We start from the raw sequence: 20449 nt of genomic DNA, 5'->3' as shown, positions 1-20449 counted from the left end.
ATGTAAATGAGGAGATCCCCATGCAAGTCAGCAGAAGGCAGTTCTTTAAGATCTGCGCTGGCGGTATGGCAGGTACGACGGCAGCGGCCTTGGGTTTTGCACCCGCCACCGCGTTAGCGTCAACGCGCCAGTATAAATTACTGCGTGCGAAAGAGACCAGAAATACCTGTACCTACTGTTCTGTCGGCTGTGGGCTGTTAATGTACAGCCTCGGTGATGGCGCGAAAAATGCAAAAGAGAGCATTTTCCATATTGAAGGGGACCCGGATCATCCGGTAAACCGTGGTGCACTTTGTCCGAAAGGTGCTGGACTTATCGATTTCATCCACAGTGAAAGTCGCTTGAAGTATCCTGAAGTGCGTGAGCCGGGTACTAATGAGTGGAAACGTATCACGTGGAACGAAGCTTTTGACCGTATCGCTAAGTTAATGAAAGAAGACCGCGATGCGAACTTTATTGAGAAAAATAAAGATGGTGTCACGGTAAATCGTTGGCTGACCACCGGTATGCTATGCGCATCGGCGGGGAGTAACGAAAGCGGATTTGTAACGCAAAAATTCACCCGCGCTCTCGGCATGCTTGCCGTTGATAACCAAGCGCGTGTCTGACACGGACCAACGGTAGCAAGTCTTGCTCCAACATTTGGTCGCGGTGCGATGACTAACCACTGGGTTGACATTAAAAATGCAAACCTAGTTGTCGTTATGGGTGGTAATGCAGCAGAAGCGCATCCAGTCGGTTTCCGCTGGGCGATGGAAGCTAAAATCCATAATAAAGCCAAATTAATTGTTATTGACCCACGCTTTACCCGTACTGCGGCAGTGGCGGATTTTTACACGCCTATCCGTTCGGGTACAGATATCGCGTTCTTATCAGGTGTTATCAAATACTTACTGGATAATGAAAAAATTCAGCGTGAATACGTGGAAGCGTATACCAACGCCAGTTTAGTTATTCGTGAAGATTATGGTTTTGATGACGGCCTGTTTACAGGTTATGACGAAGAAAAACGTCAATATGACAAAACCACGTGGAACTATGAGATGGATGAAAACGGCCTTGCGCTGCGCGATCCGACTCTGAAACATCCACGTTGTGTATTAAATCTATTAAAAGAACACGTCAGCCGTTATACACCTGAAGTGGTGAATAACATCTGTGGTACGCCAATTAAAGATTTCTTACAAGTCTGTGAATACCTTGCAGAAACGAGTGCTAAAGATAAAACAGCATCATTCTTATATGCATTAGGTTGGACTCAACATACCGTGGGTGCGCAAAATATTCGTACCATGGCGATGATCCAATTACTGCTGGGTAATATGGGGATGTTAGGCGGTGGTGTAAACGCACTGCGTGGTCACTCCAACATCCAAGGTCTAACTGACTTAGGTTTGCTATCTCAGAGCTTACCGGGTTATTTAACCTTACCATCAGACAAACAAACCACATTAGAAAGTTACTTAGCTGCAAACACGCCAAAAGCAACGGTTGAAGGTCAAGTTAACTATTGGGGTAACTACCCGAAATTCTTTGTTAGTTTGATGAAGACTTTCTACGGAGATAAAGCGCAGAAAGAAAATAATTGGGGCTTTGATTTATTACCGAAATGGGATCAAGGCTATGATGTGCTGCGTTATTTCGAAATGATGGATAAAGGGGAAGTTAACGGCTATATCTGCCAAGGCTTTAACCCATTAGCATCATTCCCGAATAAAAACAAAGTCGTTAAGTCGCTGTCAAAACTGAAATTTTTGATTACCGTTGACCCACTGAATACGGAAACCTCGAATTTCTGGCAAAACCACGGCGAAATGAATGATGTGAATCCGGAAGAAATCCAAACTACGGTATTCCGCCTGCCATCTTGCTGTTTTGCTGAAGAAAATGGTTCGATTGTTAACTCAGCGCGTTGGTTACAATGGCACTGGAAAGGTGCGGATGCCCCAGGTGAAGCGATCAGTGATGGTGAAATTCTGTCTGGTATTTTCCATCGTCTACGCCAACTGTATGCCTCTGAAGGCGGCGCAGTACCTGAGCAAGTTCTGAGCATGACTTGGAACTACTTTGACCGTGATAATCCAACGCCGGAAGAAGTGGCACAAGAAAACAACGGTTATGCGCTGGTTGACTTAAAAGATGCGGATGGCAACGTTATTGCGAAAAAAGGTGAGCTGTTGAGTTCGTTTGCCCAATTGCGTGATGATGGTACTACTGCAAGTGGTTGCTGGATTTTCACCGGTAGCTGGACGCCGAAAGGTAACCAAATGGCTAACCGTGATAACTCTGACCCAACGGGTCTAGGTAACACATTAGGTTGGGCATGGGCGTGGCCTCTAAACCGTCGTGTGATTTATAACCGTGCATCGGCAGACCCAATGGGTAAACCGTGGGATCCGAAACGCCAAATCCTCGAGTGGAACGGTAGCAAATGGATAGGAATGGATATTCCTGACTATAGCAATGCTGCGCCGGGAAGTGGTGTTGGTCCGTTTATCATGCAGCCAGAAGGTATGGGGCGTCTATTCGCACTGGATAAAATGGCTGAAGGCCCATTCCCAGAGCACTACGAACCAATTGAAACGCCGCTGGATACTAACCCATTGCATCCAAAAGTCGTATCAAACCCTGCTGCTCGTGTGTTTAAAGATGACTGGGCTCAAATGGGTAAAGCGACAGAATTCCCTTATGTGGGAACGACTTATCGCTTGACTGAACATTTCCACTATTGGACAAAGCATGCCTTGTTAAATGCCATCATTCAGCCACAACAGTTCATTGAAATTGGTGAACGTCTGGCGAATGAAAAAGGTATCAAACAAGGTGATACAGTGAAAGTCAGCTCTAAACGCGGTTATATCAAAGCAAAAGCGGTGGTCACCAAACGTATTCATACGCTGAAAGTGGCAGGTAAAGATATTGATACTATCGGTATCCCTATTCACTGGGGCTTTGAAGGCTTGGCTGTGAAAGGCTTTATTGCTAACACGTTAACGCCGTATGTGGGTGATGCGAATACTCAGACACCGGAATTTAAATCGTTCCTTGTCAATGTGGAAAAGGTGTAAGGAGATAAATTATGTCAATGCAATCTCAGGACATTATTCGTCGCTCTGCCACCAATTCCCTGACTCCCGCGCCTCAGGTGCGGGACTATAAGGAAGAAGTTGCAAAGCTTATCGATGTGACGACCTGTATCGGCTGTAAAGCTTGTCAGGTCGCGTGTTCCGAATGGAACGATATCCGTGACAAAATCGGGACGAACGTTGGGGTATATGATAACCCAACAGATTTAACCGCTAAATCATGGACGGTAATGCGCTTCTCTGAAGTGGAAGAGAACGATAAATTTGAATGGCTGATCCGTAAAGATGGTTGTATGCACTGTGCTGACCCAGGCTGTCTGAAGGCGTGCCCTTCGGAAGGCGCGATAGTACAGTACAAAAACGGTATCGTTGATTTCCAATCAGAACATTGTATTGGTTGTGGTTATTGTATTGCGGGTTGTCCGTTTGATGTACCGCGCATCAACCCAGAAGATAACCGTGCATACAAATGTACGCTGTGTGTTGACCGTGTTGAAGTCGGTCAAGAGCCTGCGTGTGTGAAAACGTGTCCAACCGGCGCTATCCACTTCGGTAGCAAAGAAGACATGATTAACATGGCTGGTGAGCGTGTTGAAGAGCTGAAAACTCGTGGTTATGCAAACGCAGGTTTATATGACCCTGAGGGGGTTGGTGGTACGCACGTGATGTACGTTTTACACCATGCAGATAAACCGCAGTTGTATCACGGATTGCCGGAAAACCCGACAATCAGCCCTACAGTCACTTTCTGGAAAGGTATCTGGAAGCCGTTAGCAGCGGTTGGTTTTGCTGCAACATTTGCGGCGGCCATCTTCCACTATGTGGGTATTGGTCCGAACCGCGTCTCCAAAAAAGATGAAGAAGAAGCTTTAGAAGATTTGCATAATGCAATGTCCTCTGACACTTCGAAATCAAAAGAAGGGGAGGATCAGAAATGATGCCAGATGATAACGATAAAATCATCCGCCATAAACCGATTGAAAGGATCAATCACTGGGCGGTTGTGATTTGCTTTTTATTCACCGCAATCAGTGGGTTAGGGTTCTTTTTCCCTTCACTAAACTGGTTTATGAATATTTTAGGCACACCACAACTGTCGCGAATTTTGCATCCATTTGTGGGTACGGCGATGTTCTTGCTGTTCGTATTTATGTTCTTCCGCTATTTCCACCATAACTTCATTAATAAAGAAGATATCAAGTGGGCAAAAAATATCGGCAAAGTACTGAAAAATGAAGAAGCAGGTGATGTAGGTCAATATAACCTCGGCCAAAAAGGGGTGTATTGGGTAGTCACTATCTGCTTATTAGCGCTGGTGGTCACGGGTGTGATAATGTGGCGTCCTTATTTCGCCGATTACTTCCCAATCCCAGTTTATCGTGCAGCTATTCTTATTCACTCGCTCTCTGCGATTGCGCTGATCATCATGATTGTGGTTCACGCTTATGCTGCGATTTGGGTGAAAGGTTCAGTGCGTGCGATGGTTGAAGGTTGGGTGACTCGTGGTTGGGCGAGAAAGCACCATCCATTGTGGTACCGTCAGCTTTTGGAAAAAGAAAAACAGCAAAAACAGCAACAAGAGAAAAACTAAGTTTTATTATTGTTGTTATCAAACCCACAAATGACTAATGTTATTTGTGGGTTTTTTATATCTAAAAAACATAAACATTCAATTTATTTGAAAGAAAGAAAATTAGATATATTTATTAGATGACCTATTTACGATTTATTATCATTATAGTTAATCAAAATAAGATTAATAAAAATACTCATCAAATATAGATGCTCTTATTTCGCGTATAATTTACATTATTTTTAAACCAAGAATAAACAAATAAACATTTATTCGTTTTTATTTTATGTAAAAAAAGATGTAAAATAGATAACTTATTGATAATAAACAATTTTTATAATTGTTATTTCTTTGTGAATAGCTATTGAATATTGATATTAGATCAATAAATAGCTATCTTAAATGAACATTGTTGGTTAATTCGATATTTTGTTTCTAATTACAAGTTTAAGTTGAATTAATATGCTGGCGTTGGAGTGTTTTAAGAATGATATGGTTTACATATATTAATAGAATTAATTACTGGACATTGGTGATATTATTTAATAAAAATAGTCATGTAGTTAGTAATAAATATAAAAACCATCATATATATAAATATCTTTTTAACGCAGCTAAATAATTGAACCGTCATACATTCCTTTTACGACAGCTAAATAAAGAGGTAACACATGGATCTTCCTTTACAAGGTATTAAAGTACTGGATTTCACCGGTGTACAATCAGGGCCATCTTGTACTCAAATGTTAGCGTGGTTCGGCGCGGATGTTATTAAGATTGAACGTCCGGGAGTTGGAGATGTCACGCGCAATCAATTAAGGGATATCCCTGATGTGGATGCGCTGTATTTCACAATGCTTAATAGTAATAAGCGCTCAGTAGAATTAAATACCAAAACACCAGAAGGTAAAGAGGTGATGGAGCGGCTGATTAAGCAAGCCGATGTCCTCGTTGAGAACTTCCATCCAGGTGCAATTGACCATATGGGTTTCACTTGGGAACACATTCAAGAATTAAATCCTCGTTTGATTTTCGGTTCCATCAAAGGTTTTGATGAAGACTCTCCTTATGCAAATGTTAAAGCCTACGAGAACGTTGCCCAAGCTGCAGGTGGAGCTGCCTCCACGACAGGTTTTTGGGATGGCCCACCATTAGTGAGTGCCGCAGCATTAGGTGATAGCAATACGGGTATGCACTTGCTCATAGGCTTACTTGCAGCGCTATTACACCGCGAGAAAACAGGTAAAGGTCAGCGAGTGACTATGTCGATGCAAGACGCTGTACTCAATTTGTGCCGAGTCAAACTTCGTGACCAGCAACGATTAGAGAAAATTGGCTACCTTGAAGAATACCCGCAATATCCAAATGGTACGTTTGGTGATGCTGTTCCTCGTGGTGGTAATGCTGGCGGCGGCGGCCAGCCAGGTTGGATTTTAAAATGTAAAGGCTGGGAAACTGACCCAAATGCTTATATTTATTTTACTATCCAAGAACAGGACTGGGAGCAAACCTGTGTCGCTATTGGTAAGCCTGAATGGGCAACTGACCCTGCTTACAATACACCAAAGGCTCGTCAACCTCATATCTTTGATATTTTTGCTGAAATTGAAAAATTCTTAGCAGATAAAGATAAACATGAAGCGGTCGAATATTTGAGTAAATACGGTGTACCTTGCGCCCCTGTACTCAGTATGCGTGAAATTGCACGAGACCAATCGCTGCGTAAGAGTGGAAGTATTGTTGAAGTTGAACAACCAAAACGCGGGACTTACTTGACGGTGGGTTGCCCGATGAAATTCTCCTCATTTACACCCGATATCAAAAGCGCGCCATTGTTGGGTGAGCACACAGATCAAGTCCTAACTGAATTAGGCTATAGCGCAGATGAAATTGCAGCTATGCGCGCGAACAAAGCGATCTAATTTTAAAAATTGGGAGTGACTTATCACTCCCTTTAATCTTTTAATCAGTTAATTATGAGGTAGACATGTCTGCTGATCAAACCCAAAACCTGACTGATGGTATGCATATTATTGTCGATGCGCTTAAAAAAAATGGCATTGATACAATCTACGGTGTTGTTGGAATTCCAGTGACTGACATGGCAAGGCATGCACAAGCTGAAGGTATTCGCTATATTGGATTTCGCCATGAACAATCCGCGGGTAATGCGGCTGCAATTAGTGGTTTTATCACCCAAAAACCGGGTATCTGCTTAACGGTTTCGGCGCCAGGTTTTTTAAATGGCATGGTGGCGCTGGCTAATGCAACCACCAACGGTTTTCCAATGATTCAAATCAGTGGTTCGAGCGACAGAGCGATAATTGATTTGCAGCAGGGTGATTACGAAGAATTAGACCAAATGAACACGGCAAAACCCTTTGTAAAAGCGTCTTACCGTGTGAATAAACCTGAAGATCTTGGTATCGCACTCGCGCGAGCAATCCGCGCTTCGGTATCAGGTCGCCCTGGTGGGGTTTATCTTGATTTAACAACGGAAGTGTTGTCTGCCGTGATGGATAAAGACGCGGCGGATAAAACCATTTTTACAGTCGAAGACCCTGCGCCAAGACAAATTCCATCACCCGATTCAGTGAGTAAAGCCCTTAAACTGCTCGCTTCGGCTAAGCGGCCATTAATTATTTTGGGTAAAGGCGCCGCTTATGCCCAAGCGGATGACAATATTCGTCAATTTATTGAAACAACCGGTATCCCTTATTTACCGATGTCAATGGCTAAGGGGCTGCTGCCAGATACGCATCCCCTATCAGCCGCATCAGCTCGCTCATATGCCTTATCCAGTGCGGATGTTGTGGTATTAATGGGAGCACGTCTTAATTGGTTGCTTGACCACGGTAAAGGTAAGCACTGGTCACCAGAAACGCAATTTATTCAGTTAGATATTGAACCTTCCGAAATTGATAGTAACCGCCCAATAGCGGCTCCAGTTGTTGGCGATATTTACTCAAGTATTGAGTCTTTATTAGCAGGGCTTAAATCAATCCCTGTTAAATCACCAACGGAATGGATTGTCAGTATTGATGAGCACAAGAAAATTAATGTCGAGAAAATGGCAGTTAAGTTAAACACTGACACTTCTCCGATGAACTACTTCAACGCCTTACGTGCAATCCGTGATGTGCTGGTCGATCACCAAGATGTTTATGTCGTCAATGAAGGCGCTAACACGCTTGATAATGGACGAAATATTATTGATATGTACCAACCACGTAAACGCTTAGATTGTGGAACATGGGGCGTGATGGGCGTTGGAATGGGCTATGCAGTCGGTGCCGCTGTAACCAGTGGTAAGCCTGTTGTGGCGATTGAAGGCGATAGTGCATTCGGCTTTAGTGGTATGGAAATTGAAACGATTTGTCGTTACAAATTGCCTGTCACCATTTTGATTTTCAATAATGGTGGGATTTACCGGGGTGATGGCGTAAATCTCCATGGTGACCAAGACCCTTCCCCTACAGTTTTAATGGGTGGAGCGCGTTATGACAAAATGATCGAGGCTTTTGGTGGCATTGGCTATCAAGCAACAACGCCAGCAGAGGTACAGGAAGCCTTGAAGGCGGGTTTAACATCGGGTCACCCAACCTTGATAAATGTCGTTATTGACCCTGCAGTTGGAACGGAAAGTGGCCATATTGGTAATTTAAATCCGAAGTCTGTAGTGAAAAATTAACGCAGCATCACGTTAACTAACAAAGATTACCTTACGCGGCTCATTTTTGATGAGTTGCGTACGGGGTCTTATTGCCAAATAGGTGGGTCTTATGGCTGATTTTATGTATAAGATTTTTATGAGCGACCTATTACCTATCATTATTATTATGGTATTAGGTTATGTGAGTGGTAAACGAAATGTGTTTACCAGTGACCAAGCGAAAGCATTTAATAAGTTGGTATTAAATTATGCATTACCTGCTGCATTATTTGTGTCTATCGCGCGTGCTAATCGAGAAATGATATTTGCAGACGCTAAATTGACTATTATTTCATTTGTGGTCTTGCTCGTTTGTTTCTTTTTCTCTTTCTTTAGCTGTAAATATATTTTTAAACATAGTCGTGGCGAAGCTGCGGTATGTGCATTAATTGCAGGTTCTCCGACAATTGGTTTCTTAGGGTTTGCGGTTCTAGACCCTATTTATGGTGAAACCGTTTCAACGGGGTTAGTTGTTGCCATTATATCCATCATCGTTAATGCCATTACAATCCCTATCGGCTTGTTCTTACTGAACCCATCTGATGCAGAAGGGAAAAAAGGCGGTGGCGGTATGGATGCATTAATCTCAGCCTTTAAAGAACCTGTCGTATGGGCTCCGGTACTCGCGACTGCTTTGGTACTGGTTGGTGTGAAAATTCCAACGGTTTGGGACCCGACATTTGATTTAATTGCGAAAGCAAACTCCGGTGTTGCGGTATTTGCTGCGGGCCTGACATTAGCCGCGAATAAGTTCGAGTTCGATGGTGAGATTGTCTATAACACGTTATTAAAGCTAGTGTTAATGCCAGGGTTAATGTTACTGGCAGGTATGATGTTTAATATGGGGACAGAGCAACTGCAAATGATGGTATTAGCCGGGGCGTTGCCACCTGCTTTCTCTGGAATAATTATTGCGAGTCGCTTTAATCTGTATACCCGGACAGGAACAGCATCGCTGGCGGTGAGTGTGCTTGGTTTTATCATCGCAGCTCCAGCGTGGATCTATATCTCTCGACTTGTTTCATAGAAAGAATAAATAGGTCAAAATGAGTTGCCATGGCGTGAGAAATGACGCCATGGCAGTTTTGTAAAAAGGTGAATTATGACTTCTTCAAAACCACTTGATGGGATACGTGTTCTTGATTTTACGGGAGTCCAGTCAGGCCCATCTTGTACACAAATGCTTGCTTGGTTCGGCGCTGATGTGATCAAAATTGAACGCCCAGGGGTTGGGGATGTGACTCGTAATCAATTACGAGATATTCCTGATGTCGATGCGTTATATTTTACGATGTTAAATAGTAATAAACGCTCTTTAGAGCTCAATACCAAAACGCCAGAGGGAAAGGCCGTGATGGAGAAATTAATACGTCAATCTGATGTATTAGTTGAAAATTTTCATCCGGGAGCTATCGACCATATGGGGTTTACGTGGGAGTACATCCAAAAGCTTAATCCACGGTTAATTTTTGGCTCGATTAAAGGGTTTAATGAAAATTCGCCCTATGCGAATGTTAAAGCCTATGAAAATGTTGCTCAATCTGCAGGAGGATCAGCATCAACGACAGGTTTTCCTGATGGCCCTCCGACGGTAAGCGCTGCGGCTTTGGGGGATAGTAATACTGGGATGCATTTATTAATAGGCATACTGACGGCATTATTACACCGCGAAAAAACAGGTAAAGGGCAACGTGTTACGATGTCGATGCAGGATGCGGTGCTTAATTTATGTCGTGTGAAATTACGTGATCAACAACGCTTAGAAAAACTCGGTTTCTTAGAGGAGTATCCTCAATATCCCAATGGAACATTTGGTGATGCAGTTCCCCGTGGGGGAAATGCGAGTGGGGGTGGCCAGCCGGGCACGATGCTCAAATGTAAAGGCAGTGATGTTGACCCAAATGCCTATATTTATTTTATTAATCAAGATCATAATTGGGAAAATACCTGTGATGCAATTGGGCGCCCAGAATGGAAAACTGACCCTGCTTTTGCTACTACACAGGCACGTGCAAGCCATATCCAAGATGTATGGGATGCAATCGAAGAAATCGCCAAAGACAAAGATAAACATGCACTAACCGATTATTTTGATCAGTTTGATGTGCCATGTTCTGCAGTATTAAGTATGAAAGAAATTATGGAAGACCCTTCTTTGCGTCGCAGTGGTTCGATTGTCGAGGTTCAACAACCAAAACGAGGCTCGTATTTAACGGTGGGTTGCCCAATGAAGTTTTCAGCGTTTATCCCTGAAATTAAAAATGCTCCATTACTAGGGGAACATAATAACGAAGTGCTAAAAGAGCTTGGTTATAATGATAAACAAATTATGGAAATGAAAAAAAACAATGTTATTTAATTAATGATATTAAACCCGATCTTAATATGATTCTCTAAAAAAGAAAATTAACATTAGCGGCTATATTTAGATATTCGGTGTATTCAAATATAGCCGCTAAATTCAGGCGATTGCTACCTCAATCAATTGGAATTATAGAAATATTTTTCCCTATTTAGTTTTTATTTTTTTATTAATAAATTCTTTGAATAAGGATTATTGTATGAGTATTGCTGAAATAAAAAAAAGCAGTAAGATCGCAGCCGTTGATTTTATTCCTGCATGGGGAGATTTAAATGGAAATATTCAACGTTTAGTTGAAGCGGCAGAAAAAGTGGCCGCTCAAGGGGTAAATTATGCCGTATTTCCAGAAACGGCTGTGAGTGGTTATTTATTTTCGGACTCTACAGAATTAGCGCCTTATTTAGATACTATCCCTGGCAAAACGACTGCTGCAATACTGCCTGTACTGGCTCGAACAGGAATGTATATGAGTGTAGGTATCGCGGAGCGCGATAGCGAAACTGGGCTGGCTTATAATTCAGCCGTTTTGATGGGGCCGGAAGGCATTATTGGTAAGTACCGTAAAATAGGGCTGAATTCTCAAGACCAAAAGGTATTCGCACCGGGTAATACCGGTGTCAAAACGTTTGAAACACCGATTGGCCGTATTGCGCTATTGATTTGTTATGATGATACCTACTGGCAATATGTGCGGTTAGCCGCATTAGAAGGGGCACAAATCATTGGTTGGCATTCAGTATCCGACCGTATGATGCCTAACGCGAGTCCTGCTGAAATGCTTGGGGATCACTCAACCGTTGCGCATGTACAGCATATGAGTGCTTTCAATGGTGTCTGGGTAATTTGTGCAACACGCAGTGGAATTGAAACTAACCCAATTACCAAAGGGCAGCTCTATTATAATGGTGGTTCGAGCGTATGGGCGCCATCAGGACATAAAGTGGCTCAATCTCCAGTGCTTAGCCCATTAGAGTTAGAACCGGGGTTAAATGGCATATACAGTGCGATGATTGACTTAGATGAAGCGGATAAACAGCGCGATGCATTACTGGCGAAGCGTCGGCCTGAATTATATTTCCCAATGCTTGCTTTTCATCGTAGCCCGACAGATATCAATGCCACATCAACAATAACGCAAACAACGCTGATTGCGGCGCAGTGGGAAAAATCAGTTTCTAAGCTAGACTCAATCCAAGTGGGAGAAAATGAGCTGCTGGTTCTTCCTGAGCTTTCTGCGCTACCTTATACCAACGATCCCAACATTATTTTGTCTTATGCCGAACAACAAGGGGGCACTTTTGAGCAAACATTGAGTAAGGCTGCTCATCAAGGAAAAGGCTATATTGTTGGAAGTTATCCTGAAATTGAGATTGACAAAGTGTTCCACACCGTCATTCTTGCGGGCCCATCAGGGGAAATATTAGCCCGCTATCGTGTTACACATCTTAATGAACGGGATAGCGGCTGGGCAACAGCGGGTAGTTCTGTGAGTGTGACAGCAACGCCAATTGGGCGTATTGCACTGGCGGCTGCACATGAATTAGATGTTCCTGAATTAGGGGGGTTATACAGTACGTTACGCGCTGATATCCTTGCTGTGCCAGCCGATATCCCGAGTGATTTAAAAGTAGAAATTGATAGCCATCTTTTTTCGGTTGAAGAGCCGCCGACAGGACGTGCCGATTTTATCCCTTATGCCATCGCGACATTAAACCAATTATGGGTGGTTTGTGGAGGACGAAACGAACGTGATTCTACGTCAGCGGCTATTTATGGGCCAGAGCCTGTCGTGCTTACTCCAACCTTAACAGCACAACGAGGGGCTGAAGATGTGCGTTTGCAAGCTCAGGTACCTGCTCCTTTTACGTGGATTAACCAAGAACGGTTGGTGAGTGGTCAGCAAGCTATTTGGTTTCCGCCGCTAACACAGTAGATTATAGTTCGAAGTTTGAGTGAAAGAGGCGGGGGAAGCCCCGCCTACTAAGATGTTGTTACAAGGCGTGCTGGTGGTTAAGCGCTTCAACCGTTTTTTGGGCACCGTTATCACGTAGTGAAAGGTAGAATGCTGTCACCTTTTCAGTAAACAACGAATTATTAACGAGTTCTTTGGTAAACAAACTGTTGAGAGAAAGCAGTGCATGAACACGACTTTCATCATCAGTGCTGTTTGCAACTAGTTCAGCCAATTTTACAGCCTGTGGGTCGCTGACTTGAATTTCTGCACCATGATCATCTTTTCCGCTGACATAACGCATCCATCCTGCAACCGCTAAGGCTAAATAATCAAATGATCGGCCGTTTTTAAGATGAATTTGGATAGAGTCGAGTAAACGTTGAGATAATTTCAACGTTCCATCCATCGCGATTTGCCAAGTACGATGTTTCAACCCCGTATTTTTGAAACGCTCAATCAGGGCATTAGCATAGGCGGGTAAATCCACATTTTTGATGGATAACGTTGGCGCTTGCTCATTGACCATCAAGTGATAAGCCGCTTTTTCATAAGCGCTATCCTGCATGCACTCATTAATGTATTGATAACCAGCCAAATAACCTAAATATGCAAGGAAAGAGTGGCTACCATTTAACATGCGCAGTTTCATTTCTTCAAATGGAATGACATCTGTCACTAATTGAGCGCCCGCTTTTTCCCACTCAGGACGACCCGCGACAAAATTATCTTCAATCACCCACTGGCGAAATGGCTCACAGGCAATGGCGACGTTATCGACGATAGGGCCCAGTTGAGATTGAATTTTCTCTGCAGTGTCTGGTGTCATGGCAGGTACAATTCTATCCACCATGGTAGATGGAAAAGTGACGTTGGCTTCAATCCAATTGGCCAGTGCGATATCCTGTTTTGCGGCCATCGCTAAAATGACATTTTTCGTGATATGGCCATTTTCAGGCATATTATCACAGGACATGACTGTAAATGGTGCAATACCCAGTGCTTTACGGCGTTTTAACGCTTCAACAATCAGGCCCGGCAATGATTTTGGAGCATTTGGTGAGGCTAAATCATGTGCGATAGCGGGGTTAGCAAAATCAATCGAGCCTGTCGCGGGTACATAGCAATAACCTTTTTCAGTAACAGTCATGGAAACGATGGCAATGTTAGGGTCTAACATGCGATTGATAACAGCATCAATTCCGTGAATGGTTGGGTGTAATGCTTCTTTTACCACCCCCACCGTACGGGTTTGCCAATTATCGCCTTGCATTTCAACTACGTTATAAAGGCAATCTTGAGCGAGTAAATCTTCAATTTGTTGCTCGCCACCGACTAAATTGACTTCGCAAAAACCCCAATTACTCTGCTGTTCTGTAGCTAAAATATCCGCAAAGATGGCTTGGTGGGCGCGATGGAACGCGCCGAAACCTAAGTGAAGCATTTTTACCTTTATCTGCTCCCTATCATAGCTTGGTACTTTGATATTCGCAGGTAATTGGTTTAGGTTATTGGTTGACAGTTGCATATTTCACTTTACCTTTTTGTTGTTCAGCCTCTTCAACAGCATCCAACGTACTGGTTAAATCACGATCTTTCACTTCAGGCATGATGATGGCGCTGATTAATGAAATGGCAGAGTAAATGATGATCATGATGGCAATTGGCCACCAGCTTCCGGTGACACTACAGAAAATACCTGCTAGAACTGGGCCTAAGCCAGAGGCAATTAAGCCACCAATTTCTTTGGCCACAGCCATACCGGTGAAGCGATTACGTGAGTTGAACATTTCAGCCATCGTAATATTTTCTAAGGCAAATAATCCGAGTACTGAACAGTTATGAACGATAATAATACAGATGGTAATTAAGCTAACACTGTTCGCACCATCGACGATGACAGATAACATCGGATAGGCGAGCAACATGGCAGATAAGCTAAGAATAATATAAGGAATACGACGACCAAATTTATCGGATATCAGACCAATCATAGGAATAGTTAGGAAACCGACAACGGAGCTGATCATGATCGCATCAGTTGGAATACTCTTATCAAACAACAGGCTTTGAACCAAATATCCTGCTAAGAAAGTTTGAATTAACCCAGAGTTACCTGCTTGACCGAAACGAATGCCAGTCGCTAACCAAAATGCTTTAGATTTAAACATGGCAAAGAAACTTTCTTTCGGTGGTGTTTGTACTGCAACTTTGGCTTCTTGTTCTTCCGTATTTTGCACTTTCTCAAATACAGGGCTTTCTTTCAGATTCAGTCGTAACCATACTGCAAACAGCATTACCACGAAGCTTGCCAAGAAAGGTACACGCCAGCCCCAAGCCAATAAGTCTGACTTATCTAACCAGAAGAACATGACAGCCCAAATTGCAGTTGCGCTTAATGTGCCACAGTTTGTTCCCAGACCCACTAATGAGGCCACAATACCACGACGGCCTTTTGGTGCATATTCTGCCAGCATGGTGCCTGCACCCGAAATTTCAGCGCCTGCCCCTAAGCCTTGAATAATTCGCAAGAGAACTAATAACAGCGGTGCGAGGATACCTACCTGTGCGTAGGTTGGTAATACCCCGATTAATGTAGTACACACCCCCATCATGGTGATGGTGATAAAGAGTACTTTTTTACGGCCGATTCGGTCGCCCATTTGACCAAAGAAAATCGCACCAACAATACGTGCGACATATCCGGCACCGTAAGTTCCCATCGCAAGAATTAATGCCATTGAAGCGGATTGTTCAGGGAAAAATATTTCATGGAAAACAAGTGCTGCACCTAACGAGTAAAGCTGGAAATCCATAAACTCTAGAGCGGTTCCTAGCCAGCCTGAAACTGCAGCTTTGGTTAGATCGCCAGAACTGCGTTCCACTTTCCCTGATGGGTCAATTGACTGAGTATTCATATTAGTATCCTATTAATCACGTAGGGTAGTATCCAAATCGGATTTAGTTTTTTTAATTAAATTAAAAGGTTAAAAGAATTTTACAGCAGGTTTTCTGGTCTTTTTCAAAGGTTAAGATTGCCTCTTGCGCTTCAGTGAATGGGAACTGATGCGTCAAGATTTTCGTTGGGTCAATTTTTTTAGATTCTATCCAGCTAATCACCTCAGGGAATTTTTTGGCATTCAAACGTGAAGAAAACAATGAAATCTCTTTGCTGGTGATACTTTGCTGTGTAACGGCACTTGCTTCACTTGAAAAGCCCATAATAGAAACTCTTGCTGCGGGAGAAGCAATCAAGACGGCTTCTTGTAAGATAGCGGGATGGCAAGCTGCATCAAGTACTAACGTTGGGCGAAGACCCAGTGTTTTGAGTTGATCTGGTAGTGGGGTTTGTGAGTTATCAATGACAATATCAGCACCACAATCTTTTGCTCTAGCTAAACGCTCAGCCACGCGGTCAACCATGATCAAGGTTTTGACTTGATAAACCCCTTTGAGAACCTGTGCGCAGGTTAACCCAATCGTACCCGCACCATAGACTAATGCGATGTCATCTTGAGTTGGGTGAACATGCGAAGTCACGTTGGCGGCAATAGAGTATGGCTCAACGGTAACGGCACACTCATCGCTGATTGAATCAGGAATAGTATAAGCATTGGCCGCAGGGACATTGACATATTCAGTGAACCCGCCATCAGTATGAACACCCAATACTTCTAGTGTTTCACACACATTTGGTTTACCAATTGAGCATGGATAACAATGACCACAGCTAAGGACAGGGTCGATAGAGACTCGTTCACCAATGCGTTTGCTATCTATGCCTGAACCCACTTTTTCAATGACACCGAAAAATTCATGGCCAATCACACGTGGATATTTTGCAAATGGGTTATGGCCACGGTAGATATGGCTGTCAGAACCACAAATACCGGCTAAGCGAACTTTTATTTGTACTTGGTTTTCAGCCGGTTCAGGAACTGAACGTTCTTCAATCAATAATGTATTGGGTTCTTTGATTACTACCGATTTTACAGCTTTCATATTTGACTCCGAATAAAATAAAAATTACCAGTTCCACAACGTGCCGTCTTCGAGACGAGCGACTGGAAGATAAGCTGGGTTGTACGGGTATTTCGCTGCCAGTTTTTCATCAAAATCGATACCTAAACCGGGCTTATCACTTGGGTGCATATAACCATCGTTGAACGTCCAGTTAGTCGTAAATACGGACAACATTTCTTCTGAATAGCCCATAAACTCTTGAACGCCGAAATTGGGTACCCAAAGGTCAAAGTGTAAGGCGGCAGCATGGCAAATTGGGGATAGGTCAGATGGACCATGAGAACCAGTTCTGACTTGGTAAAGTGAAGCAAAATCAGCAATTCGGCGCATGCCTGTAATACCTCCGGCATGGGTAATTGTGGTGCGGATATAATCGATGAGTTGCTCTTCAATCAGTTGTTTACAATCCCAAATGCTATTAAAAACTTCACCTACGGCGATTGGGGTGACGGTATGTTGACGAATTAATCTAAAACAAGCTTGGTTTTCTGCTGGTGTTGGGTCTTCCATCCAAAATAATCGATAATCTTCAATACTTTTACCGAAGCGAGCCGCTTCAATAGGGGTCAAGCGATGGTGCATATCGTGTAGAAGGTGTTCATTAAATCCGTATTTGTCCCGAACGGCTTCAAACAGTTTGGGCATAAAATCCAGATATTTTTCGGTTGACCAAAGTTGTTCTTCAGGGTGATGGCCTTTTGTGGCAGGTTCATAAGCAAGGTTTTTTCCTTTACTCTGTCCATAGGTAGTTGCCATTCCTGGAATGCCACACTGCACACGGATCGCTTTAAAACCTTTTTCTTTATATTTTGCGTAGTTATCTAGTGTTTCAGCAATATCGGTACCCGTGGTGTGGCAATAAACCATCACTCCTTCACGAGAAGCGCCACCGAGTAACTGATAGACCGGAAGGTTGGCAATTTTGCCTTTAATATCCCACAGTGCCATATCAATCGCAGAAATGGCGGACATCGTAACTGGGCCTCTACGCCAGTAAGCTCCCTTATAGAAGAACTGATAAATATCTTCAATTTTATGTGGGTCACGGCCTATTAGCTGAGGACAGAGGTGATCTTGAAGATAGGACGCTACAGAGAGCTCCCTCCCGTTAAGGGTGGCATCACCTAATCCATATACGCCTTCATCGGTTGTAATTTTTAATGTGACAAAATTACGACCGGGGCTACATACAAAGACTTCTGCTTTTATAATTTTCATTTTGGCCCAAATCCCTATTACTTGTTAACCAACTGATCAACCAAATTACCATGAAACACTCAAAGTGGTTTATTTATTGGTTGACCAAATTCTCTTTTTTTCACTCTATCAATCGGTAAATTAAAAAACAATGACTAAAAAGACGACAATAAGTGAATCTGATCACAAATTGGTTAACTAATTTTGCGGAAATAGTGGATAAATTGGTTGACCATTGTAATGAGGGACGATAATCTACAATGGAAGAACTAAATTTAATTCGACAACGCGTTGTACATATATATGAAAACTCAATACCGCTCGTACCAATACCTAGGTCAGCAGTTAAAAGAGCTCATTGCATCTGGTGAATATCCGATAGGAAGTCGTTTAATGCCAGAGCGTGAGATCGCTAAAAAATATGATGTTAGTCGCTCATTGGTACGTGAAGCACTCATCATGTTGGAAATTGAAAAATTGGTTTCTATCAAGAAAGGTTCTGGGGTTTATGTCATTAATCATCCAGACCTATTGATTGATGAAATTAAAAGTTTAGATCATGGCCCTTTTGAAATACTGCAAGCTCGCCAAGTGATTGAAAGTGCAATAGCTGCATGCGCTGCTTTGTCAGCAACAAAAGCCGATATCCAAGAGATCCGCGCATTATTAGAAGATGAGCGAATCAAAGTCGCGAATAATGAAAGTGACGATGCTAATGATCATAAGTTCCATGTGTTAATTGCTCGCGCAAGCAAGAATGACATGATGGCGAAGATTATTGATGATATCTGGGCTGTGCGGTTACAAAGCCCTATGTGGGATAAGCTTCACGAACATATTGACAACACGACTTACCGAAAAAAGTGGTTGGTTGATCATGAAAATATTTTAAATGCACTACAAAAACGTGATCCGGAGTTGGCTAAAAAAGAGATGTGGCAGCATTTAGAGAATGTCAAAAATACGCTAATGCAGCTTTCTGATTTTGATGACCCCAATTTTGATGGTTACCTATTTGAAACAATTCCTTATCAGACTATTTTTGAATAATCGAAGGAGAAGTACTCATGGAGCATACGTGGCGTTGGTACGGTCCTAATGACCCTGTTTCTTTAAGTGATGCTAGGCAAGCAGAGGCGACAGGTATCGTCTCTGCGCTCCACCATATTCCTAACGGTGAAGTTTGGAGTGTCGAGGAGATTTTAAAGCGTAAGGCTATTATTGAAGATGCTGGGTTAGTTTGGTCTGTCGTGGAAAGTATTCCTGTTCACGAAGATATTAAAACTCAACAAGGTAATTTTGATCTCTATATTCAAAATTACCAACAGAGTATTCGTAATTTAGCATCCTGTGGTATTAAGACCATTTGCTATAATTTTATGCCAATTCTAGATTGGACGCGTACTGACCTTGCTTACACGCTACCGGATGGCTCCAAAGCGTTACGGTTTGATAATATTGCTTTTGCTGCGTTTGAAATTCATATTTTAAAGCGTGAAAATGCGGCAGAGAGTTATTCAGAACAAGAAGTTAAAGAAGCGGCTGAGTATTATGCCAATATGTCATCTGATGACATTGAAAACCTGATTAAAACCATCATCGCAGGGCTACCGGGTGCGGAAGAAGGTTATACATTAGACCAATTCCGTGAGCGCTTGGCGCTGTATAATAATATTGATGAAAATCAGTTACGTGAGAACTTACGTTATTTCTTGCAGAAAATCGTTCCTGTCTGTGAAGAAGAAAATGTGGTTTTAGCTATTCACCCTGATGACCCTCCACGCCCAATTTTAGGCCTGCCACGTATTGTTTCTACCATTGAAGATATGCGGTTTATTAAGCAAAGCTGCGATAGTATTCATAATGGGTTTACTATGTGCACAGGTTCTTATGGTGTACGAGCCGATAACGACCTAGTAAAAATGATTAATGAATTTGGTGATCGCATTCATTTCACGCACTTACGTTCAACGGTGAGAGAAAATAACCCGAATACCTTCCATGAAGGCAATCATATTGCAGGTGATGTTGATATGTTTGAAGTGGTCAAAGCCATTTTAGCGGTTGAACAAAAACGCTATGCTGCGGGGCTTGCACCCATTCCAATGAGACCAGACCATGGCCACCAAATTTTAGATGATTTGAAAAAGGTGACCAATCCAGGCTATTCCGCTATTGGGCGCTTAAAAGGTTTAGCAGAAGTTAGAGGTTTAGAGCTCGCAATTAAGCGTATGTATTACCCTGAATTACTGAAAATCTAAAACCTAATTCATTGTTAACAATATTGGCTTTTTATTTGGTATTTTGATGATACCAAAGGGACTGTTATACCCCTAAAGAAGCAAAACTGTTATTTCATTGTTACGCGACCGAATAGTATTTGGTCGCGTATTCTATTGACCATAAATGCTTTTTATATTTATTTTTATCTAAAAGGTACAGTAGATATGATATTAATTATATTTATGTTTTTATTTATTTCTTATTGAAGAACGGCAATAAAAAACACCTGAGATAAGAGTGAAATACCTATTCCTGTTGCAAA

General features: G+C 42.6%; 14 protein-coding genes. 10 read left to right on the top strand and 4 right to left on the bottom strand.

Going from position 1 to position 20449, the window contains the following annotated elements:
- Window positions 1-20 precede the first annotated feature (20 nt).
- The 8 genes from fdnG to PSE72_RS14915 all read left to right on the top strand — a co-directional run bounded on the left by fdnG (window position 21) and on the right by PSE72_RS14915 (window position 12666).
- Complete coding sequence (fdnG, locus tag PSE72_RS14950; protein ID WP_109912541.1) at window positions 21-3068, top strand: formate dehydrogenase-N subunit alpha; 3048 nt, start codon at window positions 21-23, stop codon at window positions 3066-3068.
- Window positions 3069-3079: 11 nt separating this feature from the next.
- Window positions 3080-4024, top strand: coding sequence for a formate dehydrogenase subunit beta (gene fdxH, locus PSE72_RS14945; RefSeq protein WP_004906826.1), 945 nt, complete (start codon window positions 3080-3082; stop codon window positions 4022-4024).
- Window positions 4021-4677 (top strand): formate dehydrogenase cytochrome b556 subunit, encoded by a 657-nt coding sequence (gene fdoI, locus PSE72_RS14940; RefSeq protein ID WP_094961977.1) that lies wholly within the window; start codon window positions 4021-4023, stop codon window positions 4675-4677. Before fdxH ends, fdoI begins: the two co-directional genes overlap by 4 nt.
- Window positions 4678-5330: 653 nt before the next feature.
- Complete coding sequence (gene frc / locus PSE72_RS14935; protein ID WP_004906829.1) at window positions 5331-6581, top strand: formyl-CoA transferase; 1251 nt, start codon at window positions 5331-5333, stop codon at window positions 6579-6581.
- A gap of 65 nt (window positions 6582-6646) precedes the next feature.
- Window positions 6647-8350: an oxalyl-CoA decarboxylase gene (oxc, locus tag PSE72_RS14930; protein WP_115168227.1), complete on the top strand. Its 1704-nt coding sequence runs from the start codon at window positions 6647-6649 to the stop codon at window positions 8348-8350.
- A 103-nt stretch (window positions 8351-8453) separates the two neighbouring features.
- Entirely contained in the window at window positions 8454-9398 is a 945-nt protein-coding gene (gene yfdV, locus PSE72_RS14925; protein ID WP_004906833.1) for a transporter YfdV, read from the top strand.
- A gap of 75 nt (window positions 9399-9473) precedes the next feature.
- Window positions 9474-10730 carry a formyl-CoA transferase gene (frc, locus tag PSE72_RS14920; RefSeq protein ID WP_115168226.1) on the top strand — a complete coding sequence of 419 codons (1257 nt, stop codon included), beginning with the start codon at window positions 9474-9476 and terminating at the stop codon, window positions 10728-10730.
- A gap of 202 nt (window positions 10731-10932) precedes the next feature.
- Entirely contained in the window at window positions 10933-12666 is a 1734-nt protein-coding gene (locus PSE72_RS14915; protein WP_217007848.1) for a nitrilase-related carbon-nitrogen hydrolase, read from the top strand.
- Window positions 12667-12724: 58 nt separating this feature from the next.
- Here the strand turns inward: PSE72_RS14915 and PSE72_RS14910 are convergent, their stop codons facing one another.
- From PSE72_RS14910 to manD, 4 genes are all read right to left on the bottom strand, one after another.
- Complete coding sequence (locus PSE72_RS14910; protein ID WP_115168225.1) at window positions 12725-14212, bottom strand: mannitol dehydrogenase family protein; 1488 nt, start codon at window positions 14210-14212, stop codon at window positions 12725-12727.
- Window positions 14193-15602, bottom strand: coding sequence for an MFS transporter (locus PSE72_RS14905; RefSeq protein WP_115168224.1), 1410 nt, complete (start codon window positions 15600-15602; stop codon window positions 14193-14195). Before PSE72_RS14905 ends, PSE72_RS14910 begins: the two co-directional genes overlap by 20 nt.
- Window positions 15603-15663: 61 nt before the next feature.
- Complete coding sequence (locus PSE72_RS14900; RefSeq protein WP_109912536.1) at window positions 15664-16686, bottom strand: Zn-dependent oxidoreductase; 1023 nt, start codon at window positions 16684-16686, stop codon at window positions 15664-15666.
- A 24-nt stretch (window positions 16687-16710) separates the two neighbouring features.
- Complete coding sequence (manD, locus tag PSE72_RS14895; RefSeq protein ID WP_004906847.1) at window positions 16711-17925, bottom strand: D-mannonate dehydratase ManD; 1215 nt, start codon at window positions 17923-17925, stop codon at window positions 16711-16713.
- A 282-nt stretch (window positions 17926-18207) separates the two neighbouring features.
- On the opposite strand from manD, the gene PSE72_RS14890 reads away from it, so the two are divergent.
- Both PSE72_RS14890 and uxuA read left to right on the top strand, forming a co-directional pair.
- Window positions 18208-18954 carry an FCD domain-containing protein gene (locus tag PSE72_RS14890; RefSeq protein ID WP_042851476.1) on the top strand — a complete coding sequence of 249 codons (747 nt, stop codon included), beginning with the start codon at window positions 18208-18210 and terminating at the stop codon, window positions 18952-18954.
- A gap of 17 nt (window positions 18955-18971) precedes the next feature.
- On the top strand, window positions 18972-20165 hold the full coding sequence (uxuA, locus tag PSE72_RS14885) for a mannonate dehydratase (RefSeq protein ID WP_109912535.1): 1194 nt from the start codon (window positions 18972-18974) through the stop codon (window positions 20163-20165).
- Window positions 20166-20449: the final 284 nt, after the last annotated feature.

The organism is Providencia sp. PROV116, assembly GCF_028482485.1.
GTDB lineage: Bacteria > Pseudomonadota > Gammaproteobacteria > Enterobacterales > Enterobacteriaceae > Providencia > Providencia rettgeri.
The sequence above is the reverse complement of the archived record's forward strand: the minus strand, read 5'-3'. Positions and strand labels throughout refer to the sequence as shown.